The organism is Sinorhizobium terangae (genome assembly GCF_029714365.1).
GTDB lineage: Bacteria > Pseudomonadota > Alphaproteobacteria > Rhizobiales > Rhizobiaceae > Sinorhizobium > Sinorhizobium terangae.
In genome coordinates, this window is the sequence record NZ_CP121659.1 from 3,796,580 (window position 1) to 3,814,777 (window position 18,198).

The 18,198-nt window shown below is 63.6% G+C and carries 17 protein-coding genes and 1 other RNA gene; 12 read left to right on the forward strand and 6 right to left on the reverse strand.

The window, feature by feature from the left end; genetic code table 11:
* Nucleotides 1-42: 42 nt before the first annotated feature.
* Nucleotides 43-684 carry a c-type cytochrome gene (locus QA637_RS17830; protein WP_283062586.1) on the reverse strand — a complete coding sequence of 214 codons (642 nt, stop codon included), beginning with the start codon at nucleotides 682-684 and terminating at the stop codon, nucleotides 43-45.
* Nucleotides 685-840: 156 nt separating this feature from the next.
* On the opposite strand from QA637_RS17830, the gene QA637_RS17835 reads away from it, so the two are divergent.
* The 3 genes from QA637_RS17835 (at nucleotide 841) to QA637_RS17845 (ending at nucleotide 2,775) form a co-directional block, all read left to right on the forward strand.
* A complete protein-coding gene (locus QA637_RS17835; protein ID WP_283062587.1) occupies nucleotides 841-1,593 on the forward strand; it encodes a 3-deoxy-manno-octulosonate cytidylyltransferase in 753 nt (250 codons plus the stop codon).
* A gap of 14 nt (nucleotides 1,594-1,607) precedes the next feature.
* Nucleotides 1,608-2,462 (forward strand): prephenate dehydratase, encoded by an 855-nt coding sequence (locus QA637_RS17840; protein WP_283062589.1) that lies wholly within the window; start codon nucleotides 1,608-1,610, stop codon nucleotides 2,460-2,462.
* Between the two features lie 175 nt (nucleotides 2,463-2,637).
* Complete coding sequence (locus tag QA637_RS17845) at nucleotides 2,638-2,775, forward strand: DUF1127 domain-containing protein (RefSeq protein ID WP_153442443.1); 138 nt, start codon at nucleotides 2,638-2,640, stop codon at nucleotides 2,773-2,775.
* 117 nt (nucleotides 2,776-2,892) lie between these two features.
* Here the strand turns inward: QA637_RS17845 and QA637_RS17850 are convergent, their stop codons facing one another.
* The 4 genes from QA637_RS17850 to QA637_RS17865 all read right to left on the reverse strand — a co-directional run bounded on the left by QA637_RS17850 (nucleotide 2,893) and on the right by QA637_RS17865 (nucleotide 5,454).
* Nucleotides 2,893-3,261, reverse strand: coding sequence for a VOC family protein (locus QA637_RS17850; RefSeq protein ID WP_283062590.1), 369 nt, complete (start codon nucleotides 3,259-3,261; stop codon nucleotides 2,893-2,895).
* 84 nt (nucleotides 3,262-3,345) lie between these two features.
* On the reverse strand, nucleotides 3,346-4,032 hold the full coding sequence (locus QA637_RS17855) for a helix-turn-helix transcriptional regulator (RefSeq protein ID WP_283062592.1): 687 nt from the start codon (nucleotides 4,030-4,032) through the stop codon (nucleotides 3,346-3,348).
* Between the two features lie 34 nt (nucleotides 4,033-4,066).
* Entirely contained in the window at nucleotides 4,067-5,047 is a 981-nt protein-coding gene (gene nudC, locus QA637_RS17860) for an NAD(+) diphosphatase (RefSeq protein ID WP_153442446.1), read from the reverse strand.
* Between the two features lie 2 nt (nucleotides 5,048-5,049).
* The gene (locus tag QA637_RS17865) at nucleotides 5,050-5,454 is read right to left on the reverse strand and encodes an HIT domain-containing protein (RefSeq protein ID WP_153442447.1); all 405 of its coding nucleotides are present in this window, start codon (nucleotides 5,452-5,454) and stop codon (nucleotides 5,050-5,052) included.
* 169 nt (nucleotides 5,455-5,623) lie between these two features.
* Between QA637_RS17865 and ffs the strand changes: the two genes are divergently transcribed.
* The 5 genes from ffs to QA637_RS17890 all read left to right on the forward strand — a co-directional run bounded on the left by ffs (nucleotide 5,624) and on the right by QA637_RS17890 (nucleotide 10,192).
* Nucleotides 5,624-5,721: signal recognition particle sRNA small type (ffs, locus tag QA637_RS17870), an RNA gene on the forward strand.
* Between the two features lie 55 nt (nucleotides 5,722-5,776).
* Nucleotides 5,777-7,642 carry a DNA polymerase III subunit gamma/tau gene (locus QA637_RS17875; RefSeq protein WP_283062594.1) on the forward strand — a complete coding sequence of 622 codons (1,866 nt, stop codon included), beginning with the start codon at nucleotides 5,777-5,779 and terminating at the stop codon, nucleotides 7,640-7,642.
* A 42-nt stretch (nucleotides 7,643-7,684) separates the two neighbouring features.
* Nucleotides 7,685-8,008: a YbaB/EbfC family nucleoid-associated protein gene (locus tag QA637_RS17880; RefSeq protein ID WP_153442449.1), complete on the forward strand. Its 324-nt coding sequence runs from the start codon at nucleotides 7,685-7,687 to the stop codon at nucleotides 8,006-8,008.
* Nucleotides 8,009-8,106: 98 nt separating this feature from the next.
* Nucleotides 8,107-8,712 (forward strand): recombination mediator RecR, encoded by a 606-nt coding sequence (gene recR / locus QA637_RS17885; RefSeq protein ID WP_153442450.1) that lies wholly within the window; start codon nucleotides 8,107-8,109, stop codon nucleotides 8,710-8,712.
* Nucleotides 8,713-8,926: 214 nt separating this feature from the next.
* The gene (locus QA637_RS17890; protein ID WP_283062599.1) at nucleotides 8,927-10,192 is read left to right on the forward strand and encodes a lytic murein transglycosylase; all 1,266 of its coding nucleotides are present in this window, start codon (nucleotides 8,927-8,929) and stop codon (nucleotides 10,190-10,192) included.
* Between the two features lie 232 nt (nucleotides 10,193-10,424).
* Here QA637_RS17890 and QA637_RS17895 read toward each other — a convergent pair whose 3' ends face one another.
* Nucleotides 10,425-12,041, reverse strand: coding sequence for an MFS transporter (locus QA637_RS17895; protein ID WP_283062601.1), 1,617 nt, complete (start codon nucleotides 12,039-12,041; stop codon nucleotides 10,425-10,427).
* Between the two features lie 273 nt (nucleotides 12,042-12,314).
* Here QA637_RS17895 and rimP point away from each other — a divergent pair, with 273 nt between their 5' ends.
* From rimP to infB, 4 genes are all read left to right on the forward strand, one after another.
* Nucleotides 12,315-12,932 carry a ribosome maturation factor RimP gene (gene rimP / locus QA637_RS17900; RefSeq protein ID WP_153442452.1) on the forward strand — a complete coding sequence of 206 codons (618 nt, stop codon included), beginning with the start codon at nucleotides 12,315-12,317 and terminating at the stop codon, nucleotides 12,930-12,932.
* A gap of 46 nt (nucleotides 12,933-12,978) precedes the next feature.
* Nucleotides 12,979-14,592, forward strand: a complete 1,614-nt coding sequence (gene nusA, locus QA637_RS17905) for a transcription termination factor NusA (protein ID WP_283062603.1) — start codon at nucleotides 12,979-12,981, stop codon at nucleotides 14,590-14,592.
* Between the two features lie 5 nt (nucleotides 14,593-14,597).
* Nucleotides 14,598-15,290 (forward strand): RNA-binding protein, encoded by a 693-nt coding sequence (locus QA637_RS17910; protein ID WP_153442454.1) that lies wholly within the window; start codon nucleotides 14,598-14,600, stop codon nucleotides 15,288-15,290.
* 105 nt (nucleotides 15,291-15,395) lie between these two features.
* Complete coding sequence (gene infB, locus QA637_RS17915; RefSeq protein WP_153442455.1) at nucleotides 15,396-18,065, forward strand: translation initiation factor IF-2; 2,670 nt, start codon at nucleotides 15,396-15,398, stop codon at nucleotides 18,063-18,065.
* Nucleotides 18,066-18,198 lie beyond the last annotated feature (133 nt).

An 18,198-nucleotide genomic window follows, 5' to 3' on the forward strand; every position in this document is an offset into this window, starting at 1 on the left:
CTGTCGCCCAAAAGTGTGCAGCGGTTTTGGAACAACGGCGCTTTAGTTCGCCGGTGCTGGCGCCGGGGCCTGGCCTTGGCCGTCCTGGGCGGCCTGTCCTTCTGCGGGCTTGGCTTCGCTGGAGCCGCCCTCCGCCGGAAGCGGTGCCGGATTATCGGACTGTTCGCGCAGCCAAGCGAGCAGGTTGGCGCGCTCTTCCGCCTTCTTGAGGCCCGCGAAACCCATCGCCGTGCCCGGAACATGCTTCTTCGGTGCTTCGAGGAAGAAGCTCAGGTGGTCAAAGTCCCAAACGACCTTGCCGCCTTCGGAGAAGGTCTGCATGCCGGCGGAGTAGCTGAAGCCCTCGTGCGAGGCGACCGGGCGGTTGACGACGCCCCAAAGATTCGGGCCGACCTTGTTCGGTCCGCCCTTCTCCACGGTGTGACAGCTTGCGCATTTCTTGAAGATCGCCTCGCCGGCGGCCGGATCGGCCTTGGCGAGCAGCGGGGCGATCGGCTCGGACGTCGCCTGTTCGCCGCCACCGGCCTCACCGCCTTCGCCCGCGGTTTCCTCGGCCACGATGGTGAAGCCCGGCTTCTCGGGAGCTTCGGAATGGAAAATGCCTTCCGATGCAATGGATACAGACATCAGAACGAAGACCGTACCCAGCAAGGCACCCATGCCCATGTTCACATATGAATTCATCTGCAAACGCTCCCTTTGCCACCGGCGTCAACAAAAACCCGGCCCATCTTGAAATCGCGCGGAACCTATGTCTTTTGGCTCTGCGTTGCAACAGAGATTATCGACCCTGAAGTGAGACTTTTTGACACTTTCAGTGGGGTTTTTTAGGGCTAGACGATGAATCAGGGAAATTCTGCCAAAGCTCTCGTGCTCATTCCGGCGCGGATGGCGTCCACACGCCTGCCCGGCAAGCCGCTCGCAGACATCTGCGGCCTGCCGATGATCGTGCAGGTGGCCAAGCGGGCGGCCGAAGCGGATGTCGGTCGAATCGTCGTCGCCGTCGACCATCGCGACGTCTTCGAAGCGGTCAGCGATGCCGGCTTCGAGGCGATCATGACGCGAGTCGACCATCAGTCCGGCTCGGACCGCATCCATGAAGCCCTGCTGAAGGCGGATCCTCGCGGCGAGACCGAGATCGTGATCAACGTGCAGGGCGACTTGCCGACGATCGAGCCCGGACCGATCCGCGCGGCGCTGAAACCCCTCGAGAATGCCGCGACCGATATCGCGACACTGACCGTCGAGATCACCGACGAACACGAAAAGACCAACCCCAATGTCGTGAAGGTCGTGGGCTCGCCGCTTTCCGAGAGCCGCCTGCGCGCACTTTATTTTACCCGTGCCACCGCACCGCATGGTGCCGGGCCGCTCTATCACCACATCGGCCTCTATGCCTATCGGCGCAAGGCGCTCGAAACCTTCGTCTCGCTGAAGCCCTCGGTCCTTGAAAAGCGCGAGTCGCTCGAGCAATTGCGGGCGCTCGAGGCCGGGATGCGCATCGACGTGGAGATCGTCAACTCGGTCCCTCTCGGCGTCGACACGCCCGACGATCTCGAAAAGGCCCGTCGCATTCTCTCCGTCAAAGCCTGAGAAGGAATTCGAAAGTGACCGTCAAGACCAACAGGATCTCCTTCCAGGGCGACTTCGGCGCCAATTCCGACATGGCCTGCCGCGACATGTTCCCGTCGATGGAGCCGCTGCCATGCCAGACCTTCGAGGATGCCTTCGTGGCGGTGGAGAATGGCGACGCCGATCTCGCGATGATCCCGATCGAAAACACGATTGCCGGGCGCGTCGCCGACATCCATCACCTGCTGCCGGAATCGCGCCTGCACATTGTCGGCGAATATTTCATGCCGATCCGCTTCCAGCTGATGGTGCTGCCGGGCGTCTCGCATGAAGAGATCCGCACGGTGCACAGCCATATCCACGCACTCGGCCAATGCCGCAAGATCGTTCGCGCCAATGGCTGGAAGCCGGTGGTGGCGGGCGACACGGCCGGTGCCGCCAAGCTTGTCAAGGAAACCGGAGACCGCTCCATGGCGGCGCTTGCCCCGCGCCTTGCCGCGGATCTCTATGGGCTCGATATCATCGCCGAGAATGTCGAGGACACGGATAGCAACGTCACGCGCTTCGTCGTGCTTTCGCGCGAAGAGCAGCGGATCGCCCGTACTTCAGACGACGAGCTGATCATCACCACTTTCGTTTTCAACGTGCGCAACATTCCGGCTGCGCTCTACAAGGCGATGGGCGGCTTCGCCACAAACGGCATCAACATGACGAAGCTCGAGAGCTATCAGCTCGGCGGCAAGTTCGTCGCAACCCAGTTCTATGCCGATATCGAGGGACATCCGGACGATGAGGGTGTCCGCCACGCCATGGACGAACTGCGTTTCTTCTCCGAAAAGGTGCGCATCCTCGGCACCTACCGGGCGCATCCCATGCGCGGTGTGCTCTGAACGGGCGATCACGCCTTGCCATGAGCTGATTTTGTCCATCCCGCAGCGGAAGGGGGATGGTGGAATTTCGTTAACTGGCTATTCGTTTGGCGCATGCCTAATTTGCAATCATGGAACTACTTAAATCTTAGGCAAATGCCTATTTGACACCTGTGAAAGATATGGAGTGTCAAAGATGAAGATCCGCCAGAAGATCATGGAATACGCAAAGTTGCGCCGCGCTGTCCGCGAGCTGAACGCTCTCGACGATCGTGTGCTGAGCGACATCGGTATTTCCCGTTCTCAGATTCAAGCCGCCGTTTTCGGCCGCTAATAACAAAAGTCCTGCAGCGACCAGCGCGCGTCGCAAAAGATGCGCGGCGCTGTTAAGTCTTCCGCACCCCGCCGGTATTCCGTGCGGGGTGCGAGTGTTTTATCCGCAGCAAATGCGTCAGTCGTCGTAAAGACAAACCCTGAGGCGGTGGCCGTCGGGATCGAGTGCGACGAATGTCGGGCCAAAATCCATTTTCGTCAGTTCCTGCGCGATCGGCAGGCCCATCGCCCGCCACTCCTCGTAGTGCACGCGCACGGCCTCTTCCCCTTCCATCATGAACGCCAGTTCGGAACGGCCGCCCGCTACCGACGGTTTTGGTGCAACGGATTCCTGTGCCCAGAGCCCCAGCGTGAAGCCGCCGGGCAGTTCAAAGGAGGAGAAGGTCGGGAAAGCGACAGTCGGCTCCCTGCCCAGAAGCTTGCTGTAGAAATCGACGCTCGCGAGCGGGTTCGCGACGTAGAGCACAATCAGATTGGGTTTTGCCATGTTCGGCCTCCTTGGTTGGAGGCCGCAAACTAGCGCAGGCTGCTGACAATTTTTGTCAGCAGCGGTGTGCCCGCGTCTCATCTCTCAGCCGGGGGCCGCGTGCTGCGCAGCGCGCCAGTTCTTGAGCAGGGCCTGGCGGCGGCGCGGGTAGCGCTGATCGCTCACCTGCGCACCACTGATCCGGTCCGTCCGGAAATGGCGAAAGTCCTGCCTGAGTTCGCACCAGGCGACCAGCACGCGCACCTGTTCGAAGAAACCGAGCGCAAAAGGCCAGACCATGCGGCGGCTTTCGCTCCCCTCGTTGTCGACATAGCTGATATCGAGCTTGCGCTCGCTGCGGATCGCCTTGCGCAGGAGGGCGAGATCGATGCCTTCGGCGATCGGTGCGCGCGGCCCGACGAGAAGGGGCGAGGCGTCGAGACTTTCGCGCATATCGGGCGGCAGAACGGAAGCGATCTTGGCAAGCGCGTCGGCGGCCGCGATTGCGAGGCGGCTGTCGCCGCGTTTCGCCACCCAGCGCGAGCCGAGCACCAGCGCCTCGACTTCTTCTTCCGAAAACATCATCGGCGGCAGCAGGAATCCCGGCTTCAGAACATAGCCGAGGCCCGGTTCCCCCTCGATGTGGGCACCCTGGGCCTGCAGGCTGGCGATGTCCCGGTAGAGCGTCCTGAGGCTGACGCCGGTCTCCTCCGCCAGCCGTCGGCCGCTCACCGGCAGACGGTGCCGTCGCAGCAGCTGCAGGAGATCGAGCAAGCGTTCCGATCTGGACATGGCTTCTTTCTCTCCGCGCGAGGCGACCGGCCGGTCAGCTCCGCTCGGGCCAGGCCAGCCAGTCGCGCATCAACTGGTGGGCAATCGCCCCCTTCGGCGGCGGGATGTGTTCGTCTCCGGTGTCGGCCACACCGGTCGTGCGCTCCAGCATCGCTTCGGTCTCCGCGCGCGTGAACCAGCGGACGTCTTCGAGCTCCTGTTCGTCGCGTTTAATGACAGTCGATTTGGCCTCTGCGTAGCAGCCGATCATCAGCGAATGCGGCAGCGGCCAGGGCTGCGAGGCATGGTAGCGGACCCGGCCGATGCGGATACCCGATTCCTCCTGCGTTTCCCGGCGCACGGCGTTTTCGATCGTTTCGCCCGGTTCGACGAAGCCGGCAAGGCAGGAATACATGCCCGGCGGAAAATGCGGACTGCGGCCGAGCAGGCAGAGATCGCGCTCGAGATCGATTGTCAGCATGATGACGACGGGGTCGGTGCGGGGAAAGACCATGTGGTTGCAGGCCGTGCATACGCGCCGGTAACCACCCGCCGCGCCGTCCATCGGCCCGCCACAGCGGCCGCAGAACCGGTTGTTGGCGTTCCAGACGATCAGGCTGGAGCCTTGCGCGAACTGGCCGAGCAATTCCTCCGGCAGCATCTGCTGGCGGTAGAGCGTTCGCGCATCGGCGATCTTGAACGGCTCGGGCAAGTTCTCTTCAGTGAGCCCCGACGGCACGGCAAGCCGCGGCTCGCCGTTCGGCAGAAAACCGAGCAGAATCGCCTCGTCGAGTGCCGGTTCGAGGCCTTCGAGCTCATAGGGCGCGAAGAGCGGATCGATGATCTTCTCGTCGTGCTTGACGATCAGCTTCGCGCCGGAAAAGGCGAGGAAATGTGCGCCCGGATGCCTCGACGCCACCTCGACGCAATCGTCGGGACGGTGCTCGGACTGGCGGTCCAGGTGATTTTCCGCAAAGGCGACGAGGGTGCTCGGCTCCGGATGCGGGCTTCGAAGGTCAAAGATCGATTTCGTCATCTTCAGAGATTTTCCAGAATTCGTGCTGCGAATGCCTGCTGCTCATCGGCCGGCCACGGCTCGGCCTTGCCGAAGCCCCAAACCGGTCCCGGCCAGTTCGGATCGCCTTCCCGGCGGGCTATGATATGCACATGAAGCTGGCGGACGATATTGCCGAGCGCGCCGATATTGATCTTGTCGGCGGCGGTGATCTTCTTGAGCGCTGTTGCCACCAAGTTGGTCTCGAAGGTTAGCATCGTCTGGTCGAGGGGTGACAGCTCGAAAATCTCGGTCACGTTCGGGCGCTGGGGAATGAGGATCAGCCACGGCCAACGGCGGTCGTTCATCAGCCGCAACTGGCACAGCCCGATAGAGGCGATCGGGATGCCGTCGCGCTGAAGTCGCTCGTCAAGAGGGAAGGTCGTCAACGGATTCTCCTAGCCAGGAGCGGGATGAGGAAAAGTGTGTTCGGTTTTCCGCCCGCATCCCGCGTCTCAACTTGTTAGAAGGCGCGGATTCGCCTTGTTTTTTATATCGATACCAGTTTTTTGATGCCTTGGCTTGCATTTGCTTGCGATATTGCCGATATGGAGGCCGGGAGGTTGGTGGTGGACGAGCCACTCGCCAACCGGGTCAGGTCCGGAAGGAAGCAGCCCTAACGAGCCCCGGCACGGGTCATCGTGCCAGCCTCCCACCTTATCTTCGTATCTCCGTCCTGTCGGGACAAGAGTTCGAGCAGCGGCAGGGTCGATGAGCGACGAAAAGTCCATTTCATCCGAGCAGAAGCCAGCCGCCTACCGTGTTCTGGCGCGTAAATATCGGCCCAAGGACTTCTCCGACCTTATGGTCGGGCAGGAGCCGATGGTGCGCACGCTTACCAACGCCTTCGAGACCGGCCGCATCGCCCAGGCCTACATGCTGACGGGTGTGCGCGGCGTCGGCAAGACGACGACGGCCCGCATCCTGGCGCGCGCGCTCAACTACAAGACCGCCGAAATCGACAAGCCGACGATCGAACTGCGTGTGCCGGGCGAGCATTGCCAGGCGATCATGGACGGCCGCCATGTCGACGTGATCGAGATGGACGCCGCATCGCACACCGGCATCGACGACATCCGCGAGATCATCGAGCAGGTGCGCTACCGCCCGGTTTCCGCCCGCTACAAGGTCTATATCATCGACGAAGTGCACATGCTCTCGACGCAGGCCTTCAACGGCCTGTTGAAGACGCTCGAGGAGCCGCCGGAGCATGTGAAGTTCATCTTCGCGACCACCGAAATCCGCAAGGTTCCGATTACCGTCCTGTCGCGCTGCCAGCGTTTCGACCTGCGCCGCATCGGCGCATCGGACCTTGTCGGTCTCTTCTCCACCATTCTCGTCAAAGAGGGCGTGCCTTTCGATCCGGACGCGCTCGCGATGGTCGCGCGCGCCGCCGAAGGTTCGGCGCGCGACGGCCTGTCGCTGCTCGACCAGGCGATCGCCCACGGCGGCGGCTCGGTCGAGCTTGAAACCGTGCGCTCGATGCTCGGGCTTGCCGACCGTGCCCGCATCGTCGATCTCTTCGAGCATATCGTCAAAGGCGACGTGACGGCGGCGCTTCAGGAGTTCGCCGCGCAGTACGAGGCGGGCGCCAATCCCACCGTTGTGCTGACGGACCTTGCCGACTTCACCCATCTTGTCACGCGGATGAAATATGTTCCTGACGCGGCGAACGACCAGTCGCTGAGCGAGATCGAGCGCCTGCGCGGTGCCGAATTCGCTGACAGTGTCGCGGTGACGGCACTTTCGCGCATCTGGCAGATGCTTTTGAAGGGCATCCCCGAGGCGGAAAGCTCGTCGCGCCCCGCGGGTGCCGCGGAAATGGTGCTGATCAGGCTCGCTCATGCCGCCCATTTGCCGTCGCCGGAAGACGCAGCACGGCGGCTCTTGGAGCTTGCCGATGGCGAGGGGCCGGCCGGTCGTCCGGCGCCGCGTACCAATGGCGGCGGAAGTCAGGCGCAGTCAGGCTTGTCGACGCAGGCGCGTTCCGTCGAAGCCGCGCCGGTTCAGCGCGCGTCGAACAACGGCGCCACCATGCTGCGTGCCGTGCCGGATGCTGCGCCCCAGCCGATAAGCGTCGGGCGCATCGAGGAACGGCCGGTACCGGCCCCTGCCGCGAAGGCGGAGCCGAAGGTTACGGTCAACTCGATCAGCGATATCGTCGATCTCTGCGGAAAGAACAGGGACATCAAGCTGAAGACGCTGGTGCGCGGCTTCGTGAGACTCGTGCACATCGAGCCCGGCCGCCTCGACGTCAATGTGCCGGACGATGCGCCGAAGACGCTGCTTGGCGAACTCGCCGTCAAGCTCAAGGAATGGACCGGCATCCACTGGGTCGTCAGTTACAGCCGCGAACCGGGCGAACCGACCCTTGTCGAGGCCGAGCAGCGTGCGCAGGAACAGCGGGTCAACGACGCCCGCCAGGATCCCGACGTCGCGGCAATTCTCGCGCGCTTTCCGGGCGCGAGGATCACCGACGTGCGCATCCGTGCGGCGGAACAGGAAATCGAAACCGTCGCTCCGGCGGCGGCTGAATCGGAAGACGGCGATATCGTCCCCGGCGACGACATCGAATAATCGCTGCTTCTTGGAAGAGATTACGAAAGACAGGAGATGACGATGCGCGACATCATGGGCATGATGGGCAAGGTCAAGGAAATGCAGGCCAAGATGGAGAAGATGCAGGCGGAAATCGCCGCGCTCGAAGTCGACGGCACATCCGGCGGCGGGCTCGTCACGGTCCGCCTCGATGGCAAGGGCCAGATGAAAAGCCTGAAGATCGATCCCTCGCTCTTCAAGGAAGACGATGTCGAGATCCTCGAAGACCTGATCGTTGCCGCGCACAAGGACGCCAAGGACAAGGCGGAAGCCGTGCAGGCGGAAAAGACCCGCGAGCTGACCGCCGGCCTGCCGATCCCGCCCGGCATGAAGCTGCCGTTCTGACTAAGCGGACCTGTCGAGCCGTTGGCGGCCGCGATCGCCGTGCGCTGATTGGCGTCAAAGCGATTCCGTTTGCCGATGAATTGAGCTAAAAGCCCGGCATGGCAAAGCGAGTCACCGGCCCCGAAATCGAAAAACTCATCCAGCTCCTGGCGAAGGTGCCGGGCCTCGGGCCGCGGTCCGCGCGGCGGGCCGCACTGCACCTCGTCAAGAAGAAGGAGCAACTGCTCGGCCCGCTCGCGGACGCGATGGGCGAGGCGCATCGCAAGGTCCGCATCTGCTCCTGCTGCGGCAATGTCGACACGATCGATCCGTGCACGGTGTGCACGGACGAGCGGCGTGACCAGTCCGTGATCATCGTCGTCGAGGATGTCGCCGACCTTTGGGCGCTGGAGCGCGCCGGCGCGATGAACGCCGCCTATCATGTGCTCGGCGGCACGCTGTCGCCGCTCGATGGTATCGGGCCGGACGATCTCAACATCAAGGGCCTGGTCGATCGTGTCGCCAAGGGTGGCGTGCGCGAGCTGATCATCGCCGTCAATGCGACGGTCGAGGGGCAGACGACGGCGCACTACATCACCGACCAGCTCGAAGGCATGGAGGTGAAAATCACGCGTCTCGCCCATGGCGTTCCTGTCGGTGGCGAGCTTGACTATCTTGACGAAGGCACGCTCGCCGCTGCGCTCAGGGCGCGCACCTCCATTTGAAGGGATGCAGATGCGTTTGAGATCTCGTGTTCGCTTGTGGTTTGCCGGTTTTCTTGCTGAGACAACCCCCCTCTGCCCTGCCGGGCATCTCCACCACAAGGGGAGAGATCAGGTCGGAGCGAGCGCTCGATCCGGCAACATCGCCGCTGCGAATGCCACTCGTACCGCGGGGAGAAGTGGTTGCCGCCCGCCAATCTCCCCCCCTGTGGGGGAGATGCCCGGCAGGGCAGAGGGGGGTAAGCGCCGGGTTCGCCTGCTCGCAGTGGTTGCCGCGTTCCTTGTCCTCCACCTTCCCGCTCACGCAGCCTCCAAGGCCGACGTGGAAAGCCAGTTCCGCCAGTGGCTGCAGAACGACCTATGGCCCGAAGCGCAGAAGTCCGGCATTTCCGCAGCGTCCTTCAAGGCGGCCTTTGCCGATGTGAAGCTTAATTGGGATCTGCCCGACCTTGCTCCTCCCGGTTTTCCCAAGGCGAAGGAGCGCAAGCAAAGCCAGGCGGAGTTTTCATCGCCCGGTTCCTATTTTTCCGAGAAGCGCCTGCAGGGATTGGCGGCGACCGGTCGGAGCCTCGCCTCCGCCCATGCCTCGACCTTGAAGCGCATCGAAACAACGTATGGCGTTCCCGGTCCGATCGTGCTCGCCATCTGGGGCCGAGAATCCGGCTTTGGCCGGGCCAAGATCCCGCACCCCATCATGGACGTTTTGGCGACCAAGGCCTTCATGTCGACGCGGCCCGAGCTTTTCCGGCGCGAACTGATCGCCGCGCTCCACATTCTGGATAGCGGCGACGTGCGCGAGGCGGAAATGCGCGGTTCCTGGGCCGGCGCCATGGGCCAGCCGCAGTTCCTGCCGTCGAGCTTCCTGAAATACGCCGTGGATTTCGACGGCGACGGCCGCCGCGACATCTGGAATTCGGTGCCGGACAGTCTGGCTTCGATCGCCAATTATCTCTCGCAGAAAGGCTGGCAAGCTGGCCGCGACTGGGGCTTTGAAGTCTTGATCCCCGAAGGTGTCTCCTGCGCCCAGGAGGGCCCGGATCTTGCCCGGCCGATCGCCGACTGGGCCGGCATGGGGATCGGGCGCATCTCCGGCAAGGCCTTTCCATCGGTGGAGCGCGCGGCGGCCGGCATGATGCTGGTGCCGGCCGGCACCCATGGGCCGCAATTCATCGTCACGCCGAACTTCTATGTGATCAAGGAATACAACAACTCGGATCTCTATGCGCTTTTCATCGGCAACCTCGCCGATCGCATCGCTTCCGGCGGCGGCGCCTTCCGTGGAGAGTGGGGCGATGTCGGAAACATGCTGCGTTCCGACGTGCTGGCGATGCAGAAGGCGCTCGTCTCGATGGGCTACGACGTCGGCAAGGTCGATGGCCTGCCCGGCTATAAGACGCGCCGGTCGCTCGGCGACTGGCAGGCGAAGAACGGCCTGTCCGCTACCTGTTTTCCGGCCGCGTCGCTGAAGGCGAAGCTGCGGTGATGCACGCTCGTGGGATTCGTTGCGTCCGCCCCTCATCCGCCTGCCGGCACCTTCTCCCCGCAAGCGGGCGAAGGGACAAGCGGCGACGCCTCGGCTCCTCGACCGATCCGATACAAAGAGGGGCCACAGCTTCCTCACGCTAACCCTCTCCCCGCATGCGGGGAGAGGGTTAGCGTGAGGGGCAAACACGCGTCCTGCGCGGGGATGAGGCGCGACCGGGTTGGGCTACCTCTCAATGCATCTCGGCAGGCTGCTTGTAGCGTTCGTAATGCTCCGGAACGATCGTCTGCCGTTCGATCATGCGGTGGACGCGCGGCGGCGTCGTGCCGCGATGGAGCGCCGTCAGCTTGTCGCCGACGGCCGCGTCGGCCTGCGTGCGCCGCTGGTTGTGACGGACATATTCCACCCAGGTCGGCACGTGATAGGTCTCGGTCCAGGTTGTCGGGTTTTCGAGGTCGCGCATCAGCGCCCAATGTCCCGCGCCGTCGCGGATGCGGATGCGGCGGCGTTCCGCCATGGTCGTCAGGAACTCGGGGATGTCGGGTTCATGGATCTCGTAGTCGATCATGATGACGATCGGGCCGCTGCGCGGCTTGAGATCGAGCTCGAGCGGCGGTTCGGCGAAGCGGTTGAGCGGGTCGAGGTTCAGCGACTTGAATTCCGGCAGCGCGAAGCGCAGGCCGATGGCCGCTCCGGCGAACATGAGAAGACAGGAGCCGATCAGTGCGTTGGCGGCGCCGTATTGCTCGGCGGCAACGCCCCACAGCCAGCTGCCGCCGGCAATGCCGCCGAAGGTCATGGTCTGGTAGAGGGAAAGCGCCCGCCCGACCACCCAGCGCGGGGTGGAGAGCTGAACCGTGGTGTTGAACAGCGCCAGCGCCAGCACCCAACAGGCACCGGAGACGGTGAGGGCGAGCGAGGTCAGCCACGCCACGGGGCTTATCGCCGTGACCGCGGCACTTGCGGCAAAGCCGGCGAAGGCGCAGCGCACGACCGCCTCGCTCGACAGGCGTTCCCGCAGCCTGGCGCTCAGCAACGCGCCGCCGATAGCGCCGAGGCCGAATGCGCCGAGCATGATGCCGTAGGTGAGCGGACCGCCGCGGACGAGATCGCGGGCGACAAGCGGCAGCAGGGCAAGGATGGCGCTTGCCGACAGGCCGAAGACAAAACCGCGCAAGAGCACCTTGCCGATGTTCGGCGACATCGCGACATAGCGAAGGCCGGCGGAAACCGCCCGCCCGAGCGTTTCGCGCGGCAGGGAACTTTCCGGAATCTCCCGTCTCCAGCGGAAAAGCGCGAAAAGGATCGCCAGATAGCTGAGCGTATTGGCTGCGAAGGCTGCGGCCGCGCCCGCGGCTGCAACGATCGCGCCGCCGATCGCCGGGCCGACGCTGCGGGTGATGTTGAAGCCCACGCTGTTCAGCGCCACCGCCGCCGGCAGGTCGTCGCGTGGCACCATGTCGCCGACCGAGGCCTGCCACGACGGGTTGTTGAGCGCCGTCCCGCAGCCGATCAGAAAGGTGAACAGCAGGAGCAGCCAAGGCGTGATCAGGCCGAAATAGGCGCAAGCCGTCAAAATGGCCGAGACGCTCAGCATGAATCCCTGTGCGACGAGCATGATCCGCCGCCGGTCGAAATTGTCGGCAAGCGCGCCCGACACCAGCGAGAAGAGCATGATCGGCAGCGCTGTGGAGGCCTGTACCAGCGCCACCATGTTGACCGACTGCGAGATGGAGGTCATCAGCCATGCGGCGCCGACTGCCTGGATCAGCCCGCCGAAATTGGAGGCAAGGCTGGCGGTCCAGATGATCCGGAACGTATCGTGTTTGAAGGGGGCCAGGGGCGACATGCGGCTCGTCACCTCGTATTCTCTTTCGTTTGACCAATGCGAAGCGGATGCTCCCTTATAAACTCCGAAATGTGGCGCGCCAGCCATTGAAATTGACGATCGGACACGAAACTGGTCCGCCCTCGGTCGCCGCTCCTGTGGTCGCGGTCGCAAGCCTTGCAATTTGCGGCGATGAAGCGTATATGAGCGTCAAATTCTTGATCGGTTAGATGAAGAGTGGGCCCGTCAGGACCCGCTCTTTTTTATTAGCCGGTCCGATGAGGAGACGATCGTTTGTCCGATAAGACAACGGCTGAAAATGCAAATGAACCGCGGTTGATCACCGAAACTGGTCTCGATCAGCGCATTGCCGACATCATCGAGCCTGTGCTCGTGCAGATGGGCTTCCGCCTCGTGCGCGTCCGCATGTCCGGCCAGAACGGCTTGACGCTCCAGATCATGACGGAGCGCAACGACGGCACCATGACGGTCGAGGATTGCGAAGAGGTTTCCAAGGCCATTTCGCCCGTCCTCGATGTGGAAGATCCGATCGACAAGGCGTATCATCTGGAAGTGTCGTCGCCGGGCATCGACCGCCCGATGGTGCGCAAGTCCGATTTCGTCCGCTGGCAGGGCCATCTGATGAAATGCGAGACTTCGGTGATGGTCGAAGGTCGCAAGCGGTTTCGCGGCAAGATCGTGTCGGTGGACGAAGACGGCTTCCGTCTCGAGCGGGATCAGCCCGCCTACGGTGAGGAAGCTGTTGTCGCAATTCCGTTCACGGCGCTTTCGGATGCCCGGCTGATCCTGACCGACGACCTGATCCGCGACGCGTTGACGGCCGACAAGAAGGCGAAGGCGGCGCGCGCCGCCAACCAGAATTTCGAAGACGAAGATTCACCTATCGAATAAGGCAGGGCGTGCTTCAGAGGCCCCTGCAACCAGACGGAGACAAGATATGGCAGTCAGTGCTAACCGGCTCGAACTTCTGCAGATCGCAGATGCTGTGGCACGCGAAAAGGTGATCGACCGCGAGATCGTTCTGGCCGCGATGGCGGATGCGATCCAGAAGGCGGCTCGTTCGCGTTATGGCTCGGAATCGAACATTCGCGCGGACATCAATTCGAAGACCGGCGAAATCCGTCTGCAGCGCCTTCTGGAAGTGGTCGAGAAGGCGGACGACTATTCGACGCAGATCCCGCTTGAGCTTGCGCGCGATCGCAACCCGGACGCCAAGATCGGCGATTTCATCGCAGATCCGCTGCCGCCGATGGATTTCGGCCGTATCGCCGCGCAGTCGGCCAAGCAGGTTATCGTGCAGAAGGTCCGCGAAGCCGAGCGTGACCGCCAGTACGAGGAATTCAAGGACCGCGTCGGCGAGATCGTCAACGGCACGGTGAAGCGTGTCGAATATGGCAACGTCATCGTCGATCTCGGCCGTGGCGAAGGCATCATCCGCCGCGACGAGATGATCCCGCGCGAAAACATGCGCTACGGCGACCGCGTTCGCGCCTTCGTCTACGATGTGCGCCGTGAACAGCGCGGGCCGCAGATCTTCCTGTCGCGCACGCATCCGCAGTTCATGGTCAAGCTCTTCACCATGGAAGTGCCGGAAATCTACGACGGCATCATTCAGATCAAGTCGGTTGCCCGCGACCCCGGCTCGCGCGCCAAGATCGCTGTCGTTTCCAACGACTCGTCGATCGATCCGGTCGGCGCCTGCGTCGGTATGCGCGGCTCGCGCGTCCAGGCCGTCGTCGGCGAGCTTCAGGGCGAGAAGATCGACATCATTCCGTGGTCGCAGGATCCGGCCTCCTTCATCGTCAACGCCCTGCAGCCGGCGGAAGTCGCCAAGGTCGTTCTCGACGAGGATGCCGAGCGCATCGAAGTGGTGGTTCCGGACGAGCAGCTTTCGCTCGCCATCGGCCGCCGCGGCCAGAACGTCCGCCTCGCTTCGCAACTGACCGGATGGGATATCGATATCCTCACCGAGCAGGAGGAAAGCGAGCGGCGTCAGAAGGAATTCAACGAGCGGACCCAGCTCTTCATGGAGTCACTCGACGTCGACGAGATGGTCGGCCAGGTGCTCGCCTCCGAAGGCTTTGCCCAGGTCGAGGAACTTGCCTATGTTGATCTGGACGAGATCTCGTCGATCGACGGTTTCGACGAAGAGACCGCGACCGAGATCCAGACCCGCGCCCGCGACTATCTCGACAAGATCGAGGCCGAGATGGACGCCAAGCGCAGGGAACTCGGGGTCGCCGATGAACTGCGCACGATCAATGGGCTGACCAGCCAGATGCTGGTCGCGCTCGGCGAAGAGGGCATCAAGACCGTCGAGGACTTTGCCGGTTGCGCCGCCGACGATCTCGTCGGCTGGTCCGAGCGCAAGGACGGCGAGACCAAGCGCTTCGAGGGTATCTTCTCGAAGTTCGAGGTAACCCGTGAGGAGGCGGAGGCGATGATCGTCCAGGCGCGCCTGGCCGCTGGCTGGATCACCGAAGAGGATCTGGCAAGCGAGGCGGAAGAAGAGCCGATCGAGGTCGCCGAAGGCGCCGAGCAGGACGCCTGATCACGATGACAGCGGAAACCGATGCTGACACCCTGCCTTCGGACAAGGGTCCGAAGGACCGGAGCGGCAGCACCCGGACCTGCATCGTCAGTCGCGAGAGCGGTTCGCCGGACGAGTTGATCCGCTTCGTTGCCGCTCCTGACGGACGCGTCGTGCCGGACCTGAAGCGGCAGCTTCCCGGGCGCGGATGCTGGATCAAGGCGGAGCGATCGCTTGTCGAGAAGGCGGTGGCGAAGAAGCTCTTCGCCCGCGCCCTCAAGGCCGATGTCAGGGCCGACGCGGCGCTGGCGGACGACGTCGACAGGCTGCTTGCCGAGCAGCTTGCCGGAATGATGAACATGGCGCGCAAGGCCGGCCAGTTCGTTTCCGGGGCGACGAAGACGGAACAGGCGGTGCGTGGACTTGCGGCGCTCGCCGTCTTCCACGCCATTGATGCGGCCGCCGACGGTGTCCGCAAGATCGATCAGGCTCGCAAGGCGATGAGCTTCGTCGCCGAGGACGAAAAGGAGATAGCCGCATTCCGCCCCTTCACGGCGGCGGAAATGGATGGGCTTTTGGGAAGTAATGCTTTTATCCATGCCGCAGCGCTTGCAGGGCAGGCGGGTGAGGGTGTAGTGAAGCGCGCAATCATGCTCGAAAAGTACCGAGGATCCGTCCCGGTCCGGGCCGAAGGCGGCGCTGGCAAGCCACAGCAATGATACGCGTCACCGGCAAGGGCCGGCATCGCGAGCATTGTTTGAGACAATTTGGAAGACAGGGTCAGGTGTTTCGCATCCGGCCCTGATCGCTAGGAACGGAACGGAATGACCGATAACAAAGACGACAAGACACTCAGCGTAGCGGGCAAGAAGACGCTGACCCTGAAACCCTCCGGGGTTCAGCAGGGGACAGTGCGTCAGGATATGGGCCGCGGCCGCACCAAGGCGGTCGTGGTCGAGACCAAGAAGAAATTCGGTCTGGCGCGTCACAAGGACGAGCGGCCGATCACGCCGGCTGCTGCGACGCCTGCCGCCCGCCAGGCCGAGCAGCGTCCTGTTCCGCCGCAGCCGTCCGGACGGCCTGCGCCGCAGCCGCAGCCGCATCAGCCGCGCCAGGAGCAGAACCGTTCGCGTGTCGGCGTCGTGCTGAACGATCTTTCCGCAGGCGAGATCGAGGCCCGCCGCCGCGCGCTCGCCGAAGCGCAGATCCGTGACGCCGAGGAAGCGAAGCGCCGCGCCGAGGAGGAAGTCCTGCGCCGGCGCGAGGAAGAAGAACGTCTCGCCCGCGAAAAGGAAGAGGCTGCTCGCCGCGCCGCCGAAGAGGCAGCGCGCCCGGCGGCCGTCGCCGAAAAAGTCGAGGAAGAGCGGCCGGCCGCTGCTGCGCCCGCCGTTACGGCCGAACGCCGTCCCGACACGCGGCCGCAACCGCCGCGTCCGGCTCCGGCCGCCCCGCAGGCGCCGGGCGGAGCCGCGCCTCGTGGCCGCCGTGCCGGTGACGACGAAGAGGAAGATCGCGGTTCGCGCGGCGCCGGTCCCGCTCGGGGCAAGGTCGCGCGTCCGGAGCCCGCGAAGCCGGTCACCCGCCCGAAGGGCGACGATGGCCGCCGCCAGGGCAAGCTGACCTTGACGGCCGCCGTCGACGAGGATGGCGGTCAGCGCGGCCGTTCGCTCTCGGCGATGCGCCGCCGGCAGGAGAAGTTCAAACGCAGCCAGATGCAGGAGACCCGCGAAAAGATCTCGCGCGAAGTCGTTCTGCCGGAAACCATCACGATTCAGGAACTGTCGCAGCGCATGTCCGAACGCGCCGTCGACGTGATCAAGTTCCTGATGAAGGAAGGTCAGATGATGAAGCCGGGCGACCTGATCGATGCCGATCTCGCCGAGCTCATTGCCGGCGAATTCGGCCACACGGTCAAGCGCGTCTCGGAATCGGACGTCGAAGAGGGCATTTTCAACATCGCCGACACCGAAGAGACGATGGAGGCGCGCCCGCCGATCGTCACGATCATGGGTCACGTCGACCACGGCAAGACGTCGCTGCTCGATGCGATCCGCCACGCCAACGTGGTGGCCGGCGAAGCCGGCGGCATCACCCAGCACATCGGTGCCTATCAGGTCGAACAGAACGGTCAGAAGATCACCTTCATCGACACCCCCGGCCACGCCGCCTTCACGGCCATGCGTGCCCGCGGCGCCCAGGCGACGGACATTGCCGTCCTCGTCGTGGCTGCCGATGACAGCGTGATGCCGCAGACGATCGAGTCGATCAACCACGCCAAGGCGGCCAACGTGCCGATCATCGTGGCGATCAACAAGATCGACAAGCCGACGGCGAACCCGCAGAAGGTCCGCACCGAGTTGCTGCAGCACGAGGTCTTCGTTGAATCGATGGGCGGTGAAGTTCTCGACGTCGAAGTCTCGGCGAAGAACCACACCAACCTCGACAAGCTGCTCGAGGCGATCCTGCTGCAGGCCGAAATCCTCGACCTCAAGGCCAATCCGAACCGGACGGCCGAGGGTACGGTGGTCGAAGCCGAGCTCGATCGCGGCCGCGGTGCGGTTGCAACCGTCCTCGTCCAGAAGGGTACGCTGACCCCCGGTCAGATCATCGTCGCCGGCGACCAGTGGGGTCGCGTGCGCGCGCTGGTCAACGACAAGGGCGAGCATGTGAAGTCCGCGGGCCCGTCGACCCCCGTCGAAGTCCTCGGCCTCTCCGGTACGCCGGCGGCCGGCGACAAGTTCGCAGTCGTCGAGAACGAAAGCCGCGCGCGCGAGATTTCCGAATATCGCCAGCGGCTTGCACGCGAAAAGGCGGTTGCGCGCCAGTCCGGCTCGCGCGGTTCGCTCGAGCAGATGATGAGCCAGCTCCATGCTTCCGGCATGAAGGAGTTCCCGCTGGTCATCAAGGGCGACGTGCAGGGCTCGATCGAAGCGATCGCCGGCGCTCTCGAAAAGCTCGGCACCGACGAGGTTCGGGCGCGCGTCGTGCATTCGGGTGCCGGTGGTATCACCGAGTCCGATATCTCGCTCGCCGAAGCTTCGAACGCTGCGATCATCGGCTTCAACGTCCGCGCCAACAAGCAGGCGCGCGATGCGGCCGAGCGTTCCGGCATCGAAATCCGCTATTACAACATCATCTACGATCTGGTGGATGACGTGAAGGCGGCGATGTCGGGTCTGCTGTCGCCCGAACGGCGCGAGACCTTCCTCGGCAATGCCGAGATCCTGGAGGTGTTCAACATCACCAAGGTCGGCAAGGTCGCGGGTTGCCGTGTCACCGAGGGCAAGGTGGAGCGTGGTGTGGGCGTCCGTCTGGTGCGCGACAACGTGGTCATCCACGAGGGCAAGCTCAAGACGCTCAAGCGCTTCAAGGACGAAGTCTCGGAAGTCCAGGCCGGCCAGGAATGCGGCATGGCCTTCGAGAACTACGAAGACATTCGCGCCGGCGATACAATCGAGTGCTTCCGCGTCGAACACGTTACGCGCACACTCTGATATCCGTCCGGTTCGAGACTGTGCGAGCGCCGGCTTCTGTTCGGCGCTCGCATTTTTTGAAGCGGGATGAGAAAAGCGCGGGCGGTTTCCGCCCGCATTCCGCGTTTCATTTGAAATCGATCCCGTCTGTGGT

Coding starts and splice junctions, on each gene's coding strand:
- QA637_RS17910 (WP_153442454.1), top strand. CDS start 14,598: ATGACAGCGGAAACCGATGCTGACACCCTGCCTTCGGACAAGGGTCCG.
- QA637_RS17845 (WP_153442443.1), top strand. CDS start 2,638: ATGAAGATCCGCCAGAAGATCATGGAATACGCAAAGTTGCGCCGCGCT.
- infB (WP_153442455.1), top strand. CDS start 15,396: ATGACCGATAACAAAGACGACAAGACACTCAGCGTAGCGGGCAAGAAG.
- QA637_RS17875 (WP_283062594.1), top strand. CDS start 5,777: ATGAGCGACGAAAAGTCCATTTCATCCGAGCAGAAGCCAGCCGCCTAC.
- QA637_RS17890 (WP_283062599.1), top strand. CDS start 8,927: ATGCCCGGCAGGGCAGAGGGGGGTAAGCGCCGGGTTCGCCTGCTCGCA.
- QA637_RS17835 (WP_283062587.1), top strand. CDS start 841: ATGAATCAGGGAAATTCTGCCAAAGCTCTCGTGCTCATTCCGGCGCGG.
- QA637_RS17850 (WP_283062590.1), bottom strand. CDS start 3,261: ATGGCAAAACCCAATCTGATTGTGCTCTACGTCGCGAACCCGCTCGCG.
- QA637_RS17855 (WP_283062592.1), bottom strand. CDS start 4,032: ATGTCCAGATCGGAACGCTTGCTCGATCTCCTGCAGCTGCTGCGACGG.
- QA637_RS17830 (WP_283062586.1), bottom strand. CDS start 684: ATGAATTCATATGTGAACATGGGCATGGGTGCCTTGCTGGGTACGGTC.
- recR (WP_153442450.1), top strand. CDS start 8,107: ATGGCAAAGCGAGTCACCGGCCCCGAAATCGAAAAACTCATCCAGCTC.
- QA637_RS17895 (WP_283062601.1), bottom strand. CDS start 12,041: ATGTCGCCCCTGGCCCCCTTCAAACACGATACGTTCCGGATCATCTGG.
- QA637_RS17880 (WP_153442449.1), top strand. CDS start 7,685: ATGCGCGACATCATGGGCATGATGGGCAAGGTCAAGGAAATGCAGGCC.
- nudC (WP_153442446.1), bottom strand. CDS start 5,047: ATGACGAAATCGATCTTTGACCTTCGAAGCCCGCATCCGGAGCCGAGC.
- nusA (WP_283062603.1), top strand. CDS start 12,979: ATGGCAGTCAGTGCTAACCGGCTCGAACTTCTGCAGATCGCAGATGCT.